Annotated in this window: 28 protein-coding genes; 5 read left to right on the forward strand and 23 right to left on the reverse strand. The window is 68.8% G+C overall.

Annotation, left to right across the window (positions count from 1 at the left end):
* Nucleotides 1-47: 47 nt before the first annotated feature.
* The 14 genes from IEZ07_RS28280 to IEZ07_RS28340 all read right to left on the reverse strand — a co-directional run bounded on the left by IEZ07_RS28280 (nucleotide 48) and on the right by IEZ07_RS28340 (nucleotide 6,539).
* Nucleotides 48-326, reverse strand: a complete 279-nt coding sequence (locus IEZ07_RS28280) for a hypothetical protein (RefSeq protein WP_191897556.1) — start codon at nucleotides 324-326, stop codon at nucleotides 48-50.
* Nucleotides 326-496, reverse strand: coding sequence for a hypothetical protein (locus tag IEZ07_RS28285; protein ID WP_191897557.1), 171 nt, complete (start codon nucleotides 494-496; stop codon nucleotides 326-328). Before IEZ07_RS28285 ends, IEZ07_RS28280 begins: the two co-directional genes overlap by 1 nt.
* A complete protein-coding gene (locus IEZ07_RS28290) occupies nucleotides 493-756 on the reverse strand; it encodes a hypothetical protein (RefSeq protein ID WP_191897558.1) in 264 nt (87 codons plus the stop codon). The genes IEZ07_RS28285 and IEZ07_RS28290 overlap by 4 nt, the downstream gene beginning before the upstream one ends.
* Complete coding sequence (locus tag IEZ07_RS28295; RefSeq protein WP_191897559.1) at nucleotides 753-1,058, reverse strand: hypothetical protein; 306 nt, start codon at nucleotides 1,056-1,058, stop codon at nucleotides 753-755. Before IEZ07_RS28295 ends, IEZ07_RS28290 begins: the two co-directional genes overlap by 4 nt.
* Nucleotides 1,051-1,302, reverse strand: a complete 252-nt coding sequence (locus IEZ07_RS28300; protein WP_191897560.1) for a hypothetical protein — start codon at nucleotides 1,300-1,302, stop codon at nucleotides 1,051-1,053. The genes IEZ07_RS28295 and IEZ07_RS28300 overlap by 8 nt, the downstream gene beginning before the upstream one ends.
* A gap of 117 nt (nucleotides 1,303-1,419) precedes the next feature.
* Nucleotides 1,420-1,665: a hypothetical protein gene (locus IEZ07_RS28305; RefSeq protein ID WP_191897561.1), complete on the reverse strand. Its 246-nt coding sequence runs from the start codon at nucleotides 1,663-1,665 to the stop codon at nucleotides 1,420-1,422.
* Complete coding sequence (locus IEZ07_RS28310; protein ID WP_191897562.1) at nucleotides 1,662-2,135, reverse strand: hypothetical protein; 474 nt, start codon at nucleotides 2,133-2,135, stop codon at nucleotides 1,662-1,664. The genes IEZ07_RS28305 and IEZ07_RS28310 overlap by 4 nt, the downstream gene beginning before the upstream one ends.
* A 56-nt stretch (nucleotides 2,136-2,191) precedes the next feature.
* Entirely contained in the window at nucleotides 2,192-3,835 is a 1,644-nt protein-coding gene (locus tag IEZ07_RS28315; RefSeq protein ID WP_191897563.1) for a recombinase RecT, read from the reverse strand.
* Nucleotides 3,825-4,754, reverse strand: a complete 930-nt coding sequence (locus IEZ07_RS28320; protein WP_191897564.1) for a YqaJ viral recombinase family protein — start codon at nucleotides 4,752-4,754, stop codon at nucleotides 3,825-3,827. Before IEZ07_RS28320 ends, IEZ07_RS28315 begins: the two co-directional genes overlap by 11 nt.
* On the reverse strand, nucleotides 4,751-5,188 hold the full coding sequence (locus tag IEZ07_RS28325) for a hypothetical protein (protein ID WP_191897565.1): 438 nt from the start codon (nucleotides 5,186-5,188) through the stop codon (nucleotides 4,751-4,753). The genes IEZ07_RS28320 and IEZ07_RS28325 overlap by 4 nt, the downstream gene beginning before the upstream one ends.
* Nucleotides 5,185-5,313 carry a hypothetical protein gene (locus IEZ07_RS36005; protein ID WP_275413870.1) on the reverse strand — a complete coding sequence of 43 codons (129 nt, stop codon included), beginning with the start codon at nucleotides 5,311-5,313 and terminating at the stop codon, nucleotides 5,185-5,187. The genes IEZ07_RS28325 and IEZ07_RS36005 overlap by 4 nt, the downstream gene beginning before the upstream one ends.
* A complete protein-coding gene (locus IEZ07_RS28330) occupies nucleotides 5,310-5,498 on the reverse strand; it encodes a hypothetical protein (protein ID WP_191897566.1) in 189 nt (62 codons plus the stop codon). Before IEZ07_RS28330 ends, IEZ07_RS36005 begins: the two co-directional genes overlap by 4 nt.
* Nucleotides 5,495-6,124, reverse strand: a complete 630-nt coding sequence (locus IEZ07_RS28335) for a hypothetical protein (RefSeq protein ID WP_191897567.1) — start codon at nucleotides 6,122-6,124, stop codon at nucleotides 5,495-5,497. Before IEZ07_RS28335 ends, IEZ07_RS28330 begins: the two co-directional genes overlap by 4 nt.
* A 25-nt stretch (nucleotides 6,125-6,149) precedes the next feature.
* Entirely contained in the window at nucleotides 6,150-6,539 is a 390-nt protein-coding gene (locus tag IEZ07_RS28340) for a helix-turn-helix domain-containing protein (protein WP_191897568.1), read from the reverse strand.
* Nucleotides 6,540-6,781: 242 nt separating this feature from the next.
* Between IEZ07_RS28340 and IEZ07_RS28345 the strand changes: the two genes are divergently transcribed.
* Nucleotides 6,782-7,270 (forward strand): hypothetical protein, encoded by a 489-nt coding sequence (locus IEZ07_RS28345; RefSeq protein ID WP_191897569.1) that lies wholly within the window; start codon nucleotides 6,782-6,784, stop codon nucleotides 7,268-7,270.
* A gap of 190 nt (nucleotides 7,271-7,460) precedes the next feature.
* Nucleotides 7,461-7,712, forward strand: coding sequence for a hypothetical protein (locus tag IEZ07_RS28350; RefSeq protein ID WP_191897570.1), 252 nt, complete (start codon nucleotides 7,461-7,463; stop codon nucleotides 7,710-7,712).
* 35 nt (nucleotides 7,713-7,747) lie between these two features.
* On the opposite strand, the gene IEZ07_RS28355 is transcribed toward IEZ07_RS28350, so the two are convergent.
* From IEZ07_RS28355 to IEZ07_RS28395, 9 genes are all read right to left on the reverse strand, one after another.
* Nucleotides 7,748-7,966: a DUF397 domain-containing protein gene (locus IEZ07_RS28355; protein WP_191897571.1), complete on the reverse strand. Its 219-nt coding sequence runs from the start codon at nucleotides 7,964-7,966 to the stop codon at nucleotides 7,748-7,750.
* Entirely contained in the window at nucleotides 7,935-8,801 is an 867-nt protein-coding gene (locus IEZ07_RS28360; RefSeq protein WP_191897572.1) for a helix-turn-helix domain-containing protein, read from the reverse strand. Before IEZ07_RS28360 ends, IEZ07_RS28355 begins: the two co-directional genes overlap by 32 nt.
* A gap of 198 nt (nucleotides 8,802-8,999) precedes the next feature.
* Nucleotides 9,000-9,398: a hypothetical protein gene (locus IEZ07_RS28365; protein ID WP_191897573.1), complete on the reverse strand. Its 399-nt coding sequence runs from the start codon at nucleotides 9,396-9,398 to the stop codon at nucleotides 9,000-9,002.
* A 27-nt stretch (nucleotides 9,399-9,425) separates the two neighbouring features.
* Nucleotides 9,426-10,094: a hypothetical protein gene (locus tag IEZ07_RS28370; protein ID WP_191897574.1), complete on the reverse strand. Its 669-nt coding sequence runs from the start codon at nucleotides 10,092-10,094 to the stop codon at nucleotides 9,426-9,428.
* A gap of 82 nt (nucleotides 10,095-10,176) precedes the next feature.
* Nucleotides 10,177-10,314, reverse strand: coding sequence for a hypothetical protein (locus tag IEZ07_RS28375; protein ID WP_191897575.1), 138 nt, complete (start codon nucleotides 10,312-10,314; stop codon nucleotides 10,177-10,179).
* A complete protein-coding gene (locus tag IEZ07_RS28380; protein ID WP_191897576.1) occupies nucleotides 10,314-10,562 on the reverse strand; it encodes a hypothetical protein in 249 nt (82 codons plus the stop codon). Before IEZ07_RS28380 ends, IEZ07_RS28375 begins: the two co-directional genes overlap by 1 nt.
* Nucleotides 10,559-10,834, reverse strand: a complete 276-nt coding sequence (locus tag IEZ07_RS28385; protein ID WP_191897577.1) for a hypothetical protein — start codon at nucleotides 10,832-10,834, stop codon at nucleotides 10,559-10,561. The genes IEZ07_RS28380 and IEZ07_RS28385 overlap by 4 nt, the downstream gene beginning before the upstream one ends.
* Nucleotides 10,835-10,892: 58 nt before the next feature.
* Entirely contained in the window at nucleotides 10,893-11,165 is a 273-nt protein-coding gene (locus tag IEZ07_RS28390) for a hypothetical protein (RefSeq protein WP_191897578.1), read from the reverse strand.
* Entirely contained in the window at nucleotides 11,162-11,488 is a 327-nt protein-coding gene (locus IEZ07_RS28395; RefSeq protein ID WP_191897579.1) for a hypothetical protein, read from the reverse strand. The genes IEZ07_RS28390 and IEZ07_RS28395 overlap by 4 nt, the downstream gene beginning before the upstream one ends.
* 248 nt (nucleotides 11,489-11,736) lie before the next feature.
* Between IEZ07_RS28395 and IEZ07_RS28400 the strand changes: the two genes are divergently transcribed.
* From IEZ07_RS28400 to IEZ07_RS28410, 3 genes are all read left to right on the forward strand, one after another.
* Nucleotides 11,737-12,258, forward strand: coding sequence for a hypothetical protein (locus IEZ07_RS28400; RefSeq protein WP_191897580.1), 522 nt, complete (start codon nucleotides 11,737-11,739; stop codon nucleotides 12,256-12,258).
* Nucleotides 12,259-12,468: 210 nt separating this feature from the next.
* Complete coding sequence (locus IEZ07_RS28405) at nucleotides 12,469-13,161, forward strand: ParA family protein (protein ID WP_191897581.1); 693 nt, start codon at nucleotides 12,469-12,471, stop codon at nucleotides 13,159-13,161.
* Nucleotides 13,158-14,162, forward strand: a complete 1,005-nt coding sequence (locus IEZ07_RS28410) for a ParB/RepB/Spo0J family partition protein (RefSeq protein ID WP_191897582.1) — start codon at nucleotides 13,158-13,160, stop codon at nucleotides 14,160-14,162. Before IEZ07_RS28405 ends, IEZ07_RS28410 begins: the two co-directional genes overlap by 4 nt.
* Nucleotides 14,163-14,220 lie beyond the last annotated feature (58 nt).

Genomic DNA, 14,220 nt, shown 5'->3' on the forward strand with positions numbered 1-14,220 from the left:
GGCCGCAGCAACGGCGTACGGAGCGAAGAAGAGGAGCAGGACGTACGTCACGCGCCGGGCCCCGCAGCGAGGTCGTCCAGGCGGGTCTGCAGGGCGTGCTTCTCCTCGGTGACGGTCAGGAGATCCGTCTTGAGGCGGCCGGCCTCGAGCGCGAGCGCGATGGCTCGCTCTTTGAGCTGGTCGGCCTCGGACTCGGCGCGGTGCCGGGCGTACCGCTCAGCGGACAGCCGGGTCCGGTCGACGTGCTGGCCCCTCACGTACATCCACCAGCAGCCCGCGTTCATCAGGCCGATGGTCAGCACCGCCAGAAGCACGAGGAGAGTCATCACCGGCGGCCGCCCTTGTGCAGAGTCCGGAGCCCGATGAGGTTCAGGACCAGGAACGTCACGCCAATGCCGATGGAGTCCCCGCCGGTGCCCATCGTGACCTGCTCGTGGATGCCGAGCACGGCCAGCGCGAGCGAGCAGAGCGCCGCGAAGCCCACGACCCACTTCATGCCTGGCCCCCGATCCCGGTGGGCCGCCCCAGGCGGCCCTCGTTCATCCGGTCGGTGACGAGCTGCCGCACGAGGTCGTCCGGCAGGGTGACGCCGTGCGGGCGCAGGACCTCGGCCAGGTCCTCGACCGTGTCGAGTTCGCCCGTGCTGGTGCCGTACCAGAACATGGGCAGACCCATCGCGTAGAACGTCGACGTCGGCCGGTCCCAGCCGACCAGGACGGTACGGCCGTCCGGAGTGGTGATGGTGTGGCGGCTCACTGGCCGTCTCCCTTCGAGCTGATGGAGGTGGTGGGGCGCTTGACGTCGAAGAACCGGACCTTGCCCTCGGCGTCCATGACGGCCAGGTCGTGGCTGGCCCAGTGGTTGATCCACGCGATGGTCTGCGCGGTCTCCAGCAGGTCTAGGGCGGTCTGTAGGGGCCAGTCCGCGCCGAGCATCCCGGCGAAGCAGTGGATGATCTTTTCGCCGTACCGCTCGGACTCCTCGTCGGTGATCTCGAACGCGGTGGCGGTCAGCACCTCGACGGCTTCGTCGGCGGTGATGAGGGTCGGGTCAGCCACGGTCGTTCTCCTTCGGGCAGGTGTGCGCGGCCACGACCGCGTTGAGGTCAGCGAGTCCTTCGCGTGCCTCCACGAGGCACAGGTAGGTGTGGCAGGTCGAGCAGCGCAGCGCCGGGTAGCCGTCGGGGCCGTCGATGTAGGCGGTGTTGCTGCGGGACTGCCACCAGGCGCGCAGGTCTTCGGGCGCGATACCGGTCTGCAGGGCCTTCCTGGCGCGCTCGGCCAGGAACAGCGCGTCGTTCAACGCGTCGCCGTTGGCGATAGGCTGTGCGCGTCGCTGAGGAGGTACCTCAGCAGCCGGTTGATGGCGTTGGCTTCGCTGATGGTTGCCATGGGTTTCTCCGTTTCGGGTGGAGGGTTTTCAGAATGCGGAGCCGCATTCGTTCTGGATGGCGATGAGGCGGTCGGCGACGTCGCCGGGGATGCAGACCCGGTGACCGAGCAGGACGGCGCGCAGCGCCGCGATCGTCGGCAGTTCCTTCGCGGTGGTGCCTTCCTGCCACAGCACCTGCCCGTTGAGGGTCGCGCGGACGGTGAAGGTCTCCAGGGCGGAGGACCAGGCGAGCAGGACGGTGCCGCCGCCCGGCAGGTCAACGGACTCGGTCATGGCTGCGTCACCTGCTCAGGCCGCGCCGGGGCCGGAGCGGAGGGGACGAGGGGCTTGGCCCAGAAACTCGTGTCGATCTCCCCCTCAGGGGTGGCCGCCTGCTCGGCCGGCGGCTGACTGGTCAGGATGGGCGTGCGCGGGGCCTCCTCGGCGTAGCACGGCCCGTCCGTACGGTGGCGGTAGCCGGTCAGGTGCGGCATGCCGCAGACGCAGCGGGCCGCGGCGTTCTCCCGGGCCTTGGTCTCCTCGATGAGGCGGCCGCCCTGCTGGCCGACGTCGACGCGGAAGGCGTGGGCCAGGTCGGTGAGCCGGTCACCGAGCGCGGCGGCTTCCTGCAGCGCGGTCATGTCCTGCTTCGGGACGGCGATCCGGAACTCGCCGATCTCCAGGACGATCTCATGCTCGGTGGCGTACTGGCGGATGTCCTCCGGGCGGAGGGGGGTGCTGACGACGTAGATGGGGTGGATCATGCTGCTCCTTGAGAGGTGGGGGTCCGGCCCGCCGGGGCGGCGGGCCGGATCAGGGGTTACGCGGTGGCGGTGCCGCCGGTCTGGGCGGCGTCTCGGTTGGCCTTCTCGGCGGCGTCGACCGCGGCGTTCCAGGCGGTGACCTTGCCCTGGGTCTCGGTCAGCAGGGCGGCCAGGTCCGCGAGCTCGTTCACGGTCAGGTCCGCCGGGGTGGCGACGACCCGCCCGAGGATCGCGGACACGTCGCGGAGCTGGTCGTCGGCGTCGGTGATGCCGAGCCCTGCGAACAGCCGTCCGATGGTGTTGGTCAGCTCGGCTCGCCGGTGGGCGAGTCCGACCTTCGCGTCGGTCAGGATCGCGATGGCCTGCTCGGTCTGCTCAGCGGTCAGGTCCTTGGTGCTGGTGACCCGGGCGCCGATGGTGCGTTCCAGCCAGGCGAACCGCTCGGTGTCGTTGAGGGCCTTGGAGCCCTTGCCGGTGTGGTGGGTGACGCCGCAGTCGGTGAACAGGATGTTCAACTCACGGAGCCGGTCGTCCGTGGCGGGTTCAGCGGTCGGTTGGCTCTGCTGCGCGGTCGGCGCGGCCTCGGCCGCCGGCGGCTGCTCGGCGGCCGGGCTGGGCTCCGGAGCGGGATCTGCCTCCTGGGGAGGCTGCTGCTCATCGAGGTGCAGGCGCTGGTCGATGGCTTTCTGCGCCGTGGTGATCTCCTCCCGGGTGAGCTGGCCCGGGTTGCTGATGGGCCGTCCCACGGCCGTGCTCAGGTAGGTGAGCATCGCCGGGCCGGTGACGCCGTTGGCGATGAGCGTCTCGCCGAGCTTCACCAGGAGGTCCTGGTCTGTCGGCTCGCCGGGGGGCTCCGGCCGGGTCAGGAGGGTGATGATCGAGCGCGGCTGCTCCTGCGGCTCGTCGGCGCCCTCCTCGGCCTGGTCGCCGGGGTGGACGGTCACCTGGAGGATGTCGGCGTTCGGGTCGTCGTCGGTGCGGGTGCCTTCGTCGGCGTAGGTCGCGGCGACCAGCTGCACGTTCTGCGGCACCAGCTTGATGAGACGGGCGCGGATCATGGTCTTCTTGCCCTGCTCGTCGAACTCGGGCGAGTGTTCGCCGTTCGACCACCAGGGGCCGCCGCTGCGGGTCATGGCGTACTTGGCGCGGTGCCGGACCATCTGGGTGTGGGTCATCGGTTCGGTGATGAACGTCTCGCCCCGGAACTTGGCCATGGCGAAGTAGCTGATGGTGTGGCGCTTGTCCCGGTCCTCGCTCACCGGCCGGTACTTGATGTTCCACTGGCCGTCGAACCAGGTGTCGAACTCGTCGCCGACCTTGACGACGTGGGCGGCCATCATGGTCGTGTCGGGGTCGCGGTAGCCGATGTCGAGGAAGCCCTTGTAGCCGACGATCAGCGTGGCGTCCAGCCGGTAGTCGGCCTTCTTGTTCTTCATCGGCAGCAGCCAGGCGTGGCCGAGCGCGGGGATGTGCGGGCGGATGTTGAGCTGCGCGCACGTCACCAGGCCGCCGATGACGCTGGGCGCGTAGCAGTCGCCCAGCTCCGGGGACTGCGCCAGGGCGTTGCGGGCGTCCTGCAGAAACCGCTCGACGCGGACGCCGGGCGGCAGAGCCTCCCGGAAGACCCGCTCGTAGCTGCCGATCGTCTCGTCCAGCGCGGCCAGGCCCTTACGTTGCTGCGGCGACAGTTCACTGCCCATCGGGGTCTCCTTCGGTAGCGGGAAGCGGAACGCGGTTCAGGTTGCGGGCCTGCTGCACGTGGGGGTGCGGGCCCTTGTTGGGGCGCCGGTCAGCGATGAGATAGCCGTCCAGGTAGGCCTGGTGGGCGTTGCCCATCTCGGCGGCGAGCGCGGCCTTGGCGGCGGTCAGCTCCTTGTCCGCCGCGGTACTCGCCAGGACGGCCTTGACGTAGCGGACGCCGGTCTTGGTAGAGACGGTGACCTTCGTGCCGTGCTCGATCTCGGGGTGCGCCTTGCGGACCGCCCGGTAGGTGGCGGGGTGGTGGTCCAGCGGCGGCGGGATGTCCCACACCATGGAGGTGCGGAACTCCTCGGCTTGGGCCACCATGCTGAGCGCGGCGGTCTCGTTGTACTCGACCACGTAGGTGGCGAAGTCCAGACCGGATCCGATCATCGCGACGTACCAGACCGGCAGCCCGAACAGGTGCATGTACCACTGGACCTGCACCCAGTAGGCGGGCGGGATCTCGTCGCTGCCCGGCTCTCCCCACTCGCTGCGGTGGCGGGCCGACTTGTACTCGGCACCCGCGACGAGCCGGCCGTCCCTGTAGCACAGCGCGTCGGGGTTGCCGAGCTTCCACCCGTCGGCGTAGGTGCCCGGGTGGTTGACGACGGTCAGCTCCGGGTGGACGTAGGCGAAGTACGCGGCCAACGACGGCTCCAGGAACTTGCCGCGGAGGGCGTCGTCCCCGCCTTCGTCCCGGGCGATGTAGCCCTTCTTCTCCATCCACAGCGAGTACGGCGAGGTGTAGGACGACAGGCCGAGCATCGCGGCGATGTCGCTGCCGCCGAACCGCTCCCGTCGCGCTTCCGCCCATTCGGGAGAATCGTCCGGCCAGGTGCCGAGCAGGCGCGCGGTGCCGATGTCGAGGACGGTCATTCGGCGTCCTCCCACTTCAGCGGAACGATCATCCGGTCAGCGCGCCAGGAGGTCTTGCCGCTGATCCCTCCCGGCATGGCGTAGATAACGATCACGGAGTCCTCGTGGCGCTGGAGGACGTCGCACAACTTGATCGGCCAGTTGCCGTTGTAGCCCGGCACCAGGGCGAGCAGCCGACGCGGTAGACGGCCCACGAGCGACCCCACCGGGACTTCCTGACCCAGCGACAGCGTGGCCGCCGTGGTGGGCGCGTCCGGGCCCGGCGGGTCCGGCAGCAGCGCGAGCACCGAGCGCAGGGCATGCGACAGCTCCCCGAGCCGGAACGCGGCCTCGCCGCCGCTGTAGTCGCCTGGGGCGCGGCTGTCGAACTCCTCCAGGGTGGCGTGCGCCACCGCGACGACGCGTTCGGCGGTCGCGGCGTTCAGCGGGATCATCGGGTGCCTCCGGTCTCGGTGGTGCGGGTGAGCACGGCGGCCGGCCAGTACGGGTGGGGGTGGTCGTCGCCTGCGGTGAGGGCGGCCAGGTAGTGCTCGATCTCGGCGTCGGTGGGCGGCGTCATCGGGCTTCACCCGCCAGCGCGTCGCGTTCGATCAGGACGGTCTCGATCGCGGCCAGCACTTCACCGCTGAGGGTGAGGGGGCCGGTCGCGGCCAGGGCAGCGCCCTGGCGGTAGAGGCCCAGCAGTTCGGCCGTGGAGCGGGTGCGGCACCCGGCCACGAGGGCGTCGGTCAGCGGCGTGCTCACCGGTTCCCCCGGTAGGTCAGGCCGTGCTCGGCGGCCAGGGCGTGCCCGGCGCGGGTCAGGTCCGCGTGGGGGATGCGGTTGCTGGTCCAGACCTTCACGAGGGTGCCGAAGGCGTCGCCCTCGGCCAGGACGTGCGTCGGGCGCGGGAGGAGGTACAGGTCGGAGTCGAGGCGGCGGTGCTCGACGGTGACCTCTTCGACGGCCAGAACGTGCGGGGTGGTCGAGGTCCAGCCGCCCCGGAAGGAACGCGTGTTCCTGGCTGCAGCAGGTTCACCGTGGCCGGTGCTGTGCTCCGCGGCACGGGGGGTCGCGAGGCTGAGGAGGCTCAGCAGGTACGGGCTCACCACGTTAGCGAATGCGGTACCGCATCCGATGTCGGCGGCGGCCTGGTCCAGACGGGACCAGAACATGTCCACCTGCCGCCAGGTGGCGTCAACGACGCTGAGCCGGTACCCGAAGTACCGGTCCGCGTCGCGGGCGTCGCGGGGGGTGCGGCGGACGATGACGTCGAGGTCGCCGTCTGGCCGGCGGCGGCCGACGAGGGTCCAGACACCCGCGGGGGTGGTCAGGATCCCTGCGGGGTCGAGGTGGCACCGGGAGGCGGTGCGGTGGTGGGTGATCAACATGGCGTTCCCCGTTTCGGGTGGAGGGTTACGCGGCGGTGCTGGCGCCGGGGATGTCGTCCTCGGCGGTGTAGTTGTCGGCCAGATAGCCGGTGATGCTGGCCAGGGGGATGAGGAACTGGCCGCCGACGCGGAAGCCGTCGAGGTCGCGCCGGGTCACCATGTTGCGCACGGTGGCCTTGCTGACGCGCAGCAGGTTGTGGGCTTCGGCGACGTTTTGCAGGTGCAGGGCGGCGATCTCCTCGGCGGTGATGCTGTCGCCTCTGCGGATGCGCGCGACGAGTTCAGCGGCCTGGGTGCTCCCGGCGGGCGACACGGTGGGGGTGCCGGAGGGGATGTCACGCAGCGTTAGGTCGACGCGGAGGGCGTCGGTGGTGCTATCGGGCGCGGGGTCGGGCTTGTTCACTGCTCTGACCACCCCTTACCCCCTAATTGATCTTGGTTTCTACGGTCGTACTTCATGATCCCAAGATACTCCCCGTTGCGCATAAGTCAACTCGTTGCGCGTAATCTGCGTAACGAGATCAATCTGTTGACTACAGAGAGTCACAAAGTGAAGTTGATCTTGTCGGTGCCATGTGCTATACGGCGCACGCTGATACCGTTGCGCGTAACCGCATTAGATGCGCAAAATCAGCGAAAGGCACGAAGGAGAGCGCCATGTCACCCGTCCGACGAGACACCCCGTCCCCACCACCGGAAGCGGTACTCATCACCCGCCTACGCCGGCGCGAAGGCAGCATCTCCAAGGAGATGGCCATCCGGGAAGCCAACCGCCGTGCCGCCGCCATCAGCCCTGAGAATGCGTTCAGTGAAGGGACCTGGCGCAACATCGAAAGCGGCAGGACCGAGGCCTCGGACAAGCAGCTCGCCTTGATGGCCCTGGTCGTCGGCGCGACCCCGGAACAGCTTGAAGAAGCTGGGCGTCCCGCAGCCGCCCAGCTTCTCCGGGCGGAGGCCGAGCGCCGGGTTGCCGCCGACCCCGTGCTGGCCGAACTGGATGATCTGACGCCTGAGCGGGTGGTGATGGACCTATTGCAGAAAGTGCAGGACATTCGCCGATCGGCGGAGTGGACAGAAGGAGACAAGGAGCAGATGATTCGCAAGCTCCTCGCCCGGGTAATGGCAACCGTCAGATCCGAAGAGTGAGGCGGCCTGCACGGATTCTTGACAAATTCGGACATGACGCAAAAGAATTGTGCATTAGGAAACAATCATAACAATACGGCTTCATGAGCCCACTAGAGGTGCCGTGAGAATTCCACGAGTGGAAGAGTGTGATCTTCAAGACTGGTGAAGCGGTCCACCGCTCCAGTACGGGAAGGTGCACAACAACCACATGAGACGAACCACGCTGACGGGGATACTGGCCGCGCTCGCCGGGATCGGCGCAGGCGGCATCCTCATCGTCGGCATCGCAACCCCCTATGCGGACGGCGAGAACGCCACACGGCTGTTCTACGGGCTCGTCGCCGCCAGCTCTGCCCTCGGGCTGCATGCATCCCTCGGCCGTCGCCGTACGGTCCCTCTGCCCGCAGCCGCGGCCTACGACCTGGGCCTTGAACATGGACAGAGTTATCCCGCGGGCTGATCGCTGAGGCCGAGGGAGTCGCCGGAGACCTTCCCCTATCCGGCGGCTCCAGCGCCCACCCACCGCGGATGATCGAAGACGTCCCGCCGGACACCTCGGGTGAAGTCCCGCCACTCGCCTTCGGTGAACGTCAGCACCGGGCCCTTCCCGGCGTCCTTGGTGTCCCTCACCTCGACGCCCAGGCCGTCGGCGGCCAGCCGCACCTCCACGCACCCGCCGCTTTCAGACGCGGTGATCCACTGCGAGGTCAGCATGCGCCGCCTCCCCTCTGATGCTGGCGATGAGATCCATGGACGCCTCGGGCGGCAACGCGGCCGCCACGATGTGATGCCACCGCTTCTCGAACTCCTCCACCTGCGGACCCTGGTCGATCATTCCATCAGCCCCGGACTCCCGGAACAACGCTGTCGGCATATCGGGGAAGGTCAGCAGCAGGAACGGCCCGGCCATGCCCGCGTGAGCACCGACCGACGACGGCATGATCCGCACCGTGATGTTCGGCCGCTCGACCACCTGCAGGAGATGGTCGAGCTGGCGGGCCATCACCTCCTGCCCGCCGGTCGGCCGGCGGAGCGCTTCCTCCCCGATGACGACGTGCATCATCAGCGGATCATCGCAGGTCAGAACCCACTTCCTCGCCATTCGGGCGCGCACGAGCATCGTGAGCAGATCCGTGGTCTCCCACGGCCGGTCCGCCGCGATGACCGCCCGCGCGTACTCCGGCGTCTGCAGCAGGCCCGGGATCAGGAGCGGCTGCCACGACCGCTTCTCCCGGGCCTCGGTCTCCAACGCGATGTACGGCGTGTAGAGGGCCTTCTGGTGAGATTTCCACCACGGAGGCAACTGCGACTGCTCGACAAGCTGCATGCAGACGATCCGGGTTCCCTCGTCGGCCTCGTAGACATCGAGAAGGTTGTCGACATCGCCGCTGGTCACCTGGTTGGTTCCGTTCTCCATGCGGCTGATCTTCGCAACCGACATGCCCGTGGCGGCGGCGGCGTCGGAGAGCTTCAGCCCGCGCCCGTCACGGAGGTCCCGGAGATGTTCCCCAAGCTTCTCAAGCCGGAGAGGTGGACTGATGCGAGCCATGCACCCGATTGTTCACCATATGGGGGTATCGCCAGTGGAAATATCAGATTCTTGATCGGGATGTGACAACCGAACCGTTCCAACGAACGTCCAACAGATTTCACCCGCACGTGGGCCGGAAGACGCAGAAAGGCCCCGGCTACCGAAGCAGTCGGGGCCTTTCCACGGGATCTATGACAGTTTCACCCACCCGCGATCCTACGACGGCCTGCCCCCCGCCGCGACAATCCGCTCGATCGCGTACACCGTCAGGCCCGCCAGCTTGGCCCGCTTGCGCAACGGCACCCGCGGGTAGCTGGAGACTCCTTCACCGTCCGCCGGCCGGGTGGCTTCCAGGATCGCGTCGTACAGCTCGCGCTCGGCGGCGGCGAACTGCTCCAGGTGCCGCTTCGCGCTCTTGGGGTGGGCGCGGCGGATCGCGATCTCGTTCAGCCGCAGCACATCCGCGAGCGGCGTGCGCGGCAGCATCTCCTTGCCGGTGTCGGGATCGGTGAGCGGCACCAGCAGAGCCGCGTGGAAAGCCTTCGCCGCTGCGGTCAGCCGCTTCTCGGCGGCGGCTACCTGCTCATACGGGGGCGGAGGCGGGAGCGTCGTCATAGTCATCATGATACATTTCCGTCGTGTTTACGCGCTGGTGAGCTCAGCCACATGGCGCTCGTACTCGGCTTCGGTCCAGCAGTTACCGCACCCCCCGATCCGCTGGTCGCACTCGATGTACGGCTCGCCCGCGATCCGCATCAGGGCGCGGATGTCGCACGAGGGGCACGGCGCGACGAGCGCCTGCACGTGGACCTCCCACGGCGCGAGCGTGTGCGCGACCTTCCGCAGGTGCGCGACCTCGCCGATCAGCTCACCGATCCACGGCCGCGCGGCGGCCCAGTCCAGGTGCCGAAGCAGGAAGCCGGCCAGCTCGCCGGCGTCGGCCCGCTCGGGGTAGGTCAGGCCGCGGTGCTCGCAGATCAGCCATACCCAGGACTTCAGCGTGGTGGGGATGGACGGCGGGCCGGTCTGGTCGCCGTAGAGGTCGGTGACGTGTTCGGCGGCCGGGGAGATGGCCGCGAGCACGTCCAGGCGCACGGGGACGGGCTTCTCCCGGGAGCCGGAGACCTTCTCGCCTCCGGCCCCGCCGGGGATGGTGTGCAGGCCCAGCCAGTGGACGATCGCGGGCATCCCGGCCAGGTCTCGGCGGCAGCGGGTCAGGCAGCTCGTGCAGGTGAGATGACCGGAGACGGCCTGGCGAGGGCCGCTCCCCGCTCCGCAGCGCGGCGCAATGCACAAGGTCGTCTCGGTCATCGCTTCCTCCTGAGGGATGGATAGCAGTCGCTTATGAATGCACCACCGCATTCACTACGTGCAGACTACATACATTTTTCGATCATGTCCGCCGTACCGCAGTACGCCGCACCACCGGCACCTCGTCGGTGTCGTACAGGGCACGCAGCGCGGCGAGCAGCGTGTCCATGCCGGTGCCGTCACCGAGCCGGTCCGGGCTGATCGGCAGGGGCGCGGTCATCACGCGAGTCCCGTGCAGCCGACGAAGGTGACGTAGTCGAGGGCCTCGTCCGCCGTCATGGAGCCCTCGGCGATGAAGTCCTGGTTGAGCTCGGCCGCAATGGCTTCGGCCGCGGTGGCGATGACGGGGATCGCGTCGACCGCCGAGACGCTGCGCGCGATGTCGCGGGCGATGTCGCGGCAGCCGGTGCGGCGGACGCTGAAGCCACTGCCGCACAGGACGGCCTGGAATGTCGGGGTGGCGTTCACTCGCTGTCCTCCTGCCAGGAGTCGATGGCCTCGGCGGCGGCGCGGGCCTTGCCGCTGCAGTAGGTGAACTGCTCGGCGGCCATGCGGAAGCCGTCGTTGCTGATGAGTGGGGTGTCAGCGCCGGTCTCGTGGGCGGCCTTGGCTTCGGTGGCGGCGGCGTCCATGCGCTCGGCGTAGACCCGCAGGGCGGTGGTGATGATGGTGTGGTGCTCGGTGAGGAGGTCGCGGGCGCGCTCCATGACGCGGTGGTCCTCACGGTCGATGAACGGCATCTGGTGCCTCTCGTAGAAGGGGTTGAGGGGTGGCCCGCCGGACGGGCGGGCCGGGTGCTTACCGGGTAAGCGGCTCGGTGGTGATGCGGACGGGCGGGTACTCCTTGACGCTGCGCTGGTCGGCGATGAACCACAGCAGCCCGGTGGAGGACCACTTGGCGCCGGTGAAGCGGGTATCGGCGTGGGTGCGGGTGTCGGTCTTCCATCCGCCCAGCTCGATGTGGCTGGGGTAGCGGACGACTTCCTCGATCTCCAGGAACACCTTGCGCGACCCATAGGGATTGCGGACGAGGTAGCCGGGGACGACCTCGGCGGCGGCGATCCAGCTCATCGGCGGGCCCGGGTGAGGTCGTGGACGAGAGCGGTGTAGGCGGTGCGGGTGCGGATGGCGAAGCAGGCCCGGCACAGGCGGTCGGCGGACACCGCGGCGGCCAGGAGTTTGTCGAACACCTCTTCGCGGTCGCCGTCGTCGGCGAGGACCGCGAGGGTCTGGCCGACGGGGGCGGGGTTGCCGCACAGGAGCTGGCAGCCGTTGATGGGTCGGTCCCAGGCGAGATGGACCTTTCCGCCGTGGTTGACGGTGGCGAGGATGACCTGGGCGAGCGGCTTAAAGAATGCGTTTCCGCATTCGTAAGTGCTGGTCTGGCTGGTCATGTGGTGCCTTTCGTTCGGGCGGGCGCGGTCGGAATGGCGACCGAATTCCATGATCATCAGCTTGATGATCTGCGACCATGCTACCCCATCCGTCGCGCATATGCGACGATTAATGATCATAATGGGGTGACTACCGCCTGCACTACCGCCGCGAGCGAATGCACCCCCGCGTTCAACAACGCAAAAAGCGCTAACATGCGTAACGACATCACCCACGGCGCGAGGCCCACCACAGCGGAGACCACCACATGGAACGGCCACCCTCCGACGACTCCCTGCGCCAGCCCCTGTTCATCGCCCCCGGCGAGAACCCATCCCCGCCGAGCCGCAGCACCCGCAGCCCCAAACGGATCAAGGCCCCGACCTGGACCGGCCAACGACCCCTGACGATCCGCATGTGGCCCATCGCCGTCGACCGGCTCACCGTCGCCTGCGAGCAGACCGGCCTTGGCCGCAAGGGCGTTATCCAGGACGCCCTGACCCACTACTTCGACCGGATCGGCGTGCCCACCGACCTCGACATCGGCCCCGACCGGCCCCGCCGCGACCCGGCCACCCGCCGGCCCCGCAAGGGCGTGGTGAAGGACGAGCGGGAGACCATCACCGTCCGCGCCGACCCGATCATCGACGCTCGCCTCACCAAGGCCTGCGAGATGACCGGCCTGAGCCCGCAGGGCATCTACGACGACGCACTCGACCCGTACTTCGACCTGATCGGTATCCCGGTTAACCCGGAGAACCGGCTCCCCTCAGAGCCGATGCCCGAGTGACCTGCAGTGGCTGATCACCTCGGCGGGCGACGGGTATGCTGACGAGCGGACCTGTAGCGAGGACCAGCGGCGGGCCGTCACCCACACCGGGAGGCGGCCCTTTCGCCTGTTCGCACCCGGTGACGCCCCGACCCTGCCGTGCGTGAATCCCTAGGATGTGCAATGCGCTCCGGCTCCCAGCCGGGACGCGACTCGCTACAGGAGGCCCCCATGTCCGAACCCACCCGGCAGCCGCCGGCTCTGCATCTGCCGAAACCCCTGGTCATTACCATCGGCTGCTTGAAGGGCGGCGTTGGTAAGACCACCAGCGCGTTCTTCCTCGCCGCGTACTTCGCGCTCGTCCACGGGCTGCGCGTGCTGGTCATCGATGCCGACCCGCTGAGCCAGACCGGGTACTCGTGGTACCGCACGCTCGCCAAGGCCGGGGTGACCTGGCCGTTCAAGCTGGACACCTTCCCGTCTAAGCACGTCGGTGACTTCATTGACGACCGAGCCGGGGAGTTCGACGTGATCATCGTGGACACCGGCGGGGAAAGCGACGAGATCTTCAAGGCCGCCGTCCGCAAGTCGCATGAGCTGATCATCGCGACCGCGCCGACCGAGGCCGAGATGGAGCGCGTCCCGCCTACGTTCGCGGCGGCGGCCGCCGCCGCGCAGGGAGCGCCCCAGGAGATCCGGGTGCGGGTGCTGCTGACCAAAGTGCCCACACACCCGTCGAAGGAAGGCGCGGAGGCCCGCGACAAGTTCGACGCCGCCGAATACGAGGTGTTCGAGGCGCAGGCGTCGAACTGGAAGTGGTACCGCACGGCGGTCCGTTCCACCAACCCGCTGGACGACCTGGGCGAGTACCAGGAGATCGGCGATGAACTCACCGCCGAGTACCTCGCTGAGGTCGCCGCATGACCGCTGGCAACGCTGCAGGGCGGCGGCGCCCGCCCAAGACCAAGGCACGCATCGGTGGCGTCAGCGCGCTGGCTGAGGGTGCCGAGCACACCGAACCCGTGTCACCTCTGGCGGGAGCTTCCTGGCCGATCACCCCAGCGGTCGAGACGGTCCCCAGCGAGCCCGCCCCGGCCTGGCCGGGCATGGTGAAGCTGGCCGATCTCGCCGACAACCCCGACAACCCGCGCGAGACGCTGCGCGAGCTGGAGGGCCTGGCTGAGACGATCCGCGAGGACGGTGTCTTGCAGGACATCGTCGTCGTGCCCCGCGACATCTGGCTGGCCGTCTACCCGCACCACGCCGAGCACGTCGGGGAGCGGCCGTTCGTCATCCACCACGGGCACCGGCGCCGCCACGCGGCCGAACTCGCGGGCCTGGACGAGGTCCCGGTGAAGGTCCGCGAGTCGGCGGAGTCCGCCGAGGAACGCGCCCTGATCGAGAACCTCCACCAGGACGGCCTGTCGCCGCTGGAGGAGGCCCGGGGCCTGGCCAAGCTCATGGAGCTGCGCAGCTTCTCCGGACGGGAGGCCGCGCGCCGCCTGGGCAAGTCGAGCGGGTGGGCCTCCCAGCGGCTCACCCTGCTGAACCTGCGGCCAGATCTCCAGGAGGCGCTGGAGGACGGCCGGCTGTCGGTGCGGGACGCCCGGGTGATCGGGAAGCTGCCGCCGGAGGAGCAGTACCTTCCCGAGCTCGCTCCGGAAGTCGAGCCGCCTGGCCCGACCCCCGCGTCTTCGCCCGCGTCGGCGGGGGAGAGCGACGGGGGAGCGCAGGAGGGTGCTTACCCGGTAAGCACTCCGGCGGAGCCACGCGGGAAGACGCCCAAGCCCGCAGGGGCGGGCGGACCGTACGTGACGCTGCCGCTCGGGTCGCCGACCGAGGTCGCGGCCACACTGCGGGCGCAGATGCGGCCGGAGCACCTAGAGGCGCTGGTGGAGCTGCTGACGGCCACTACAGCACGGTGACGGATCTTTACTCACAGGGGGAGGCGTTCACGCCTCCCCCTGTGTCATGTCGGAGCTG

Source organism: Planomonospora parontospora (genome assembly GCA_014647935.1).
Classification (GTDB): domain Bacteria; phylum Actinomycetota; class Actinomycetes; order Streptosporangiales; family Streptosporangiaceae; genus Planomonospora; species Planomonospora parontospora.

What these genes read in the sequence shown, in the direction of transcription:
- IEZ07_RS28395 (WP_191897579.1), bottom strand. Translation starts at nt 11,488, where the DNA reads ATGACCAGCCAGACCAGCACTTACGAATGCGGAAACGCATTCTTTAAG.
- IEZ07_RS28400 (WP_191897580.1), top strand. Translation starts at nt 11,737, where the DNA reads ATGGAACGGCCACCCTCCGACGACTCCCTGCGCCAGCCCCTGTTCATC.
- IEZ07_RS28325 (WP_191897565.1), bottom strand. Translation starts at nt 5,188, where the DNA reads ATGATCCCGCTGAACGCCGCGACCGCCGAACGCGTCGTCGCGGTGGCG.
- IEZ07_RS28370 (WP_191897574.1), bottom strand. Translation starts at nt 10,094, where the DNA reads ATGACCGAGACGACCTTGTGCATTGCGCCGCGCTGCGGAGCGGGGAGC.
- IEZ07_RS28310 (WP_191897562.1), bottom strand. Translation starts at nt 2,135, where the DNA reads ATGATCCACCCCATCTACGTCGTCAGCACCCCCCTCCGCCCGGAGGAC.
- IEZ07_RS28280 (WP_191897556.1), bottom strand. Translation starts at nt 326, where the DNA reads ATGACTCTCCTCGTGCTTCTGGCGGTGCTGACCATCGGCCTGATGAAC.
- IEZ07_RS28350 (WP_191897570.1), top strand. Translation starts at nt 7,461, where the DNA reads ATGAGACGAACCACGCTGACGGGGATACTGGCCGCGCTCGCCGGGATC.
- IEZ07_RS28315 (WP_191897563.1), bottom strand. Translation starts at nt 3,835, where the DNA reads ATGGGCAGTGAACTGTCGCCGCAGCAACGTAAGGGCCTGGCCGCGCTG.
- IEZ07_RS28355 (WP_191897571.1), bottom strand. Translation starts at nt 7,966, where the DNA reads ATGCTGACCTCGCAGTGGATCACCGCGTCTGAAAGCGGCGGGTGCGTG.
- IEZ07_RS28390 (WP_191897578.1), bottom strand. Translation starts at nt 11,165, where the DNA reads ATGAGCTGGATCGCCGCCGCCGAGGTCGTCCCCGGCTACCTCGTCCGC.
- IEZ07_RS36005 (WP_275413870.1), bottom strand. Translation starts at nt 5,313, where the DNA reads ATGACGCCGCCCACCGACGCCGAGATCGAGCACTACCTGGCCGCCCTC.
- IEZ07_RS28345 (WP_191897569.1), top strand. Translation starts at nt 6,782, where the DNA reads ATGTCACCCGTCCGACGAGACACCCCGTCCCCACCACCGGAAGCGGTA.
- IEZ07_RS28320 (WP_191897564.1), bottom strand. Translation starts at nt 4,754, where the DNA reads ATGACCGTCCTCGACATCGGCACCGCGCGCCTGCTCGGCACCTGGCCG.
- IEZ07_RS28410 (WP_191897582.1), top strand. Translation starts at nt 13,158, where the DNA reads ATGACCGCTGGCAACGCTGCAGGGCGGCGGCGCCCGCCCAAGACCAAG.
- IEZ07_RS28360 (WP_191897572.1), bottom strand. Translation starts at nt 8,801, where the DNA reads ATGGCTCGCATCAGTCCACCTCTCCGGCTTGAGAAGCTTGGGGAACAT.
- IEZ07_RS28335 (WP_191897567.1), bottom strand. Translation starts at nt 6,124, where the DNA reads ATGTTGATCACCCACCACCGCACCGCCTCCCGGTGCCACCTCGACCCC.
- IEZ07_RS28285 (WP_191897557.1), bottom strand. Translation starts at nt 496, where the DNA reads ATGAAGTGGGTCGTGGGCTTCGCGGCGCTCTGCTCGCTCGCGCTGGCC.
- IEZ07_RS28375 (WP_191897575.1), bottom strand. Translation starts at nt 10,314, where the DNA reads ATGACCGCGCCCCTGCCGATCAGCCCGGACCGGCTCGGTGACGGCACC.
- IEZ07_RS28305 (WP_191897561.1), bottom strand. Translation starts at nt 1,665, where the DNA reads ATGACCGAGTCCGTTGACCTGCCGGGCGGCGGCACCGTCCTGCTCGCC.
- IEZ07_RS28365 (WP_191897573.1), bottom strand. Translation starts at nt 9,398, where the DNA reads ATGACGACGCTCCCGCCTCCGCCCCCGTATGAGCAGGTAGCCGCCGCC.
- IEZ07_RS28385 (WP_191897577.1), bottom strand. Translation starts at nt 10,834, where the DNA reads ATGCCGTTCATCGACCGTGAGGACCACCGCGTCATGGAGCGCGCCCGC.
- IEZ07_RS28405 (WP_191897581.1), top strand. Translation starts at nt 12,469, where the DNA reads ATGTCCGAACCCACCCGGCAGCCGCCGGCTCTGCATCTGCCGAAACCC.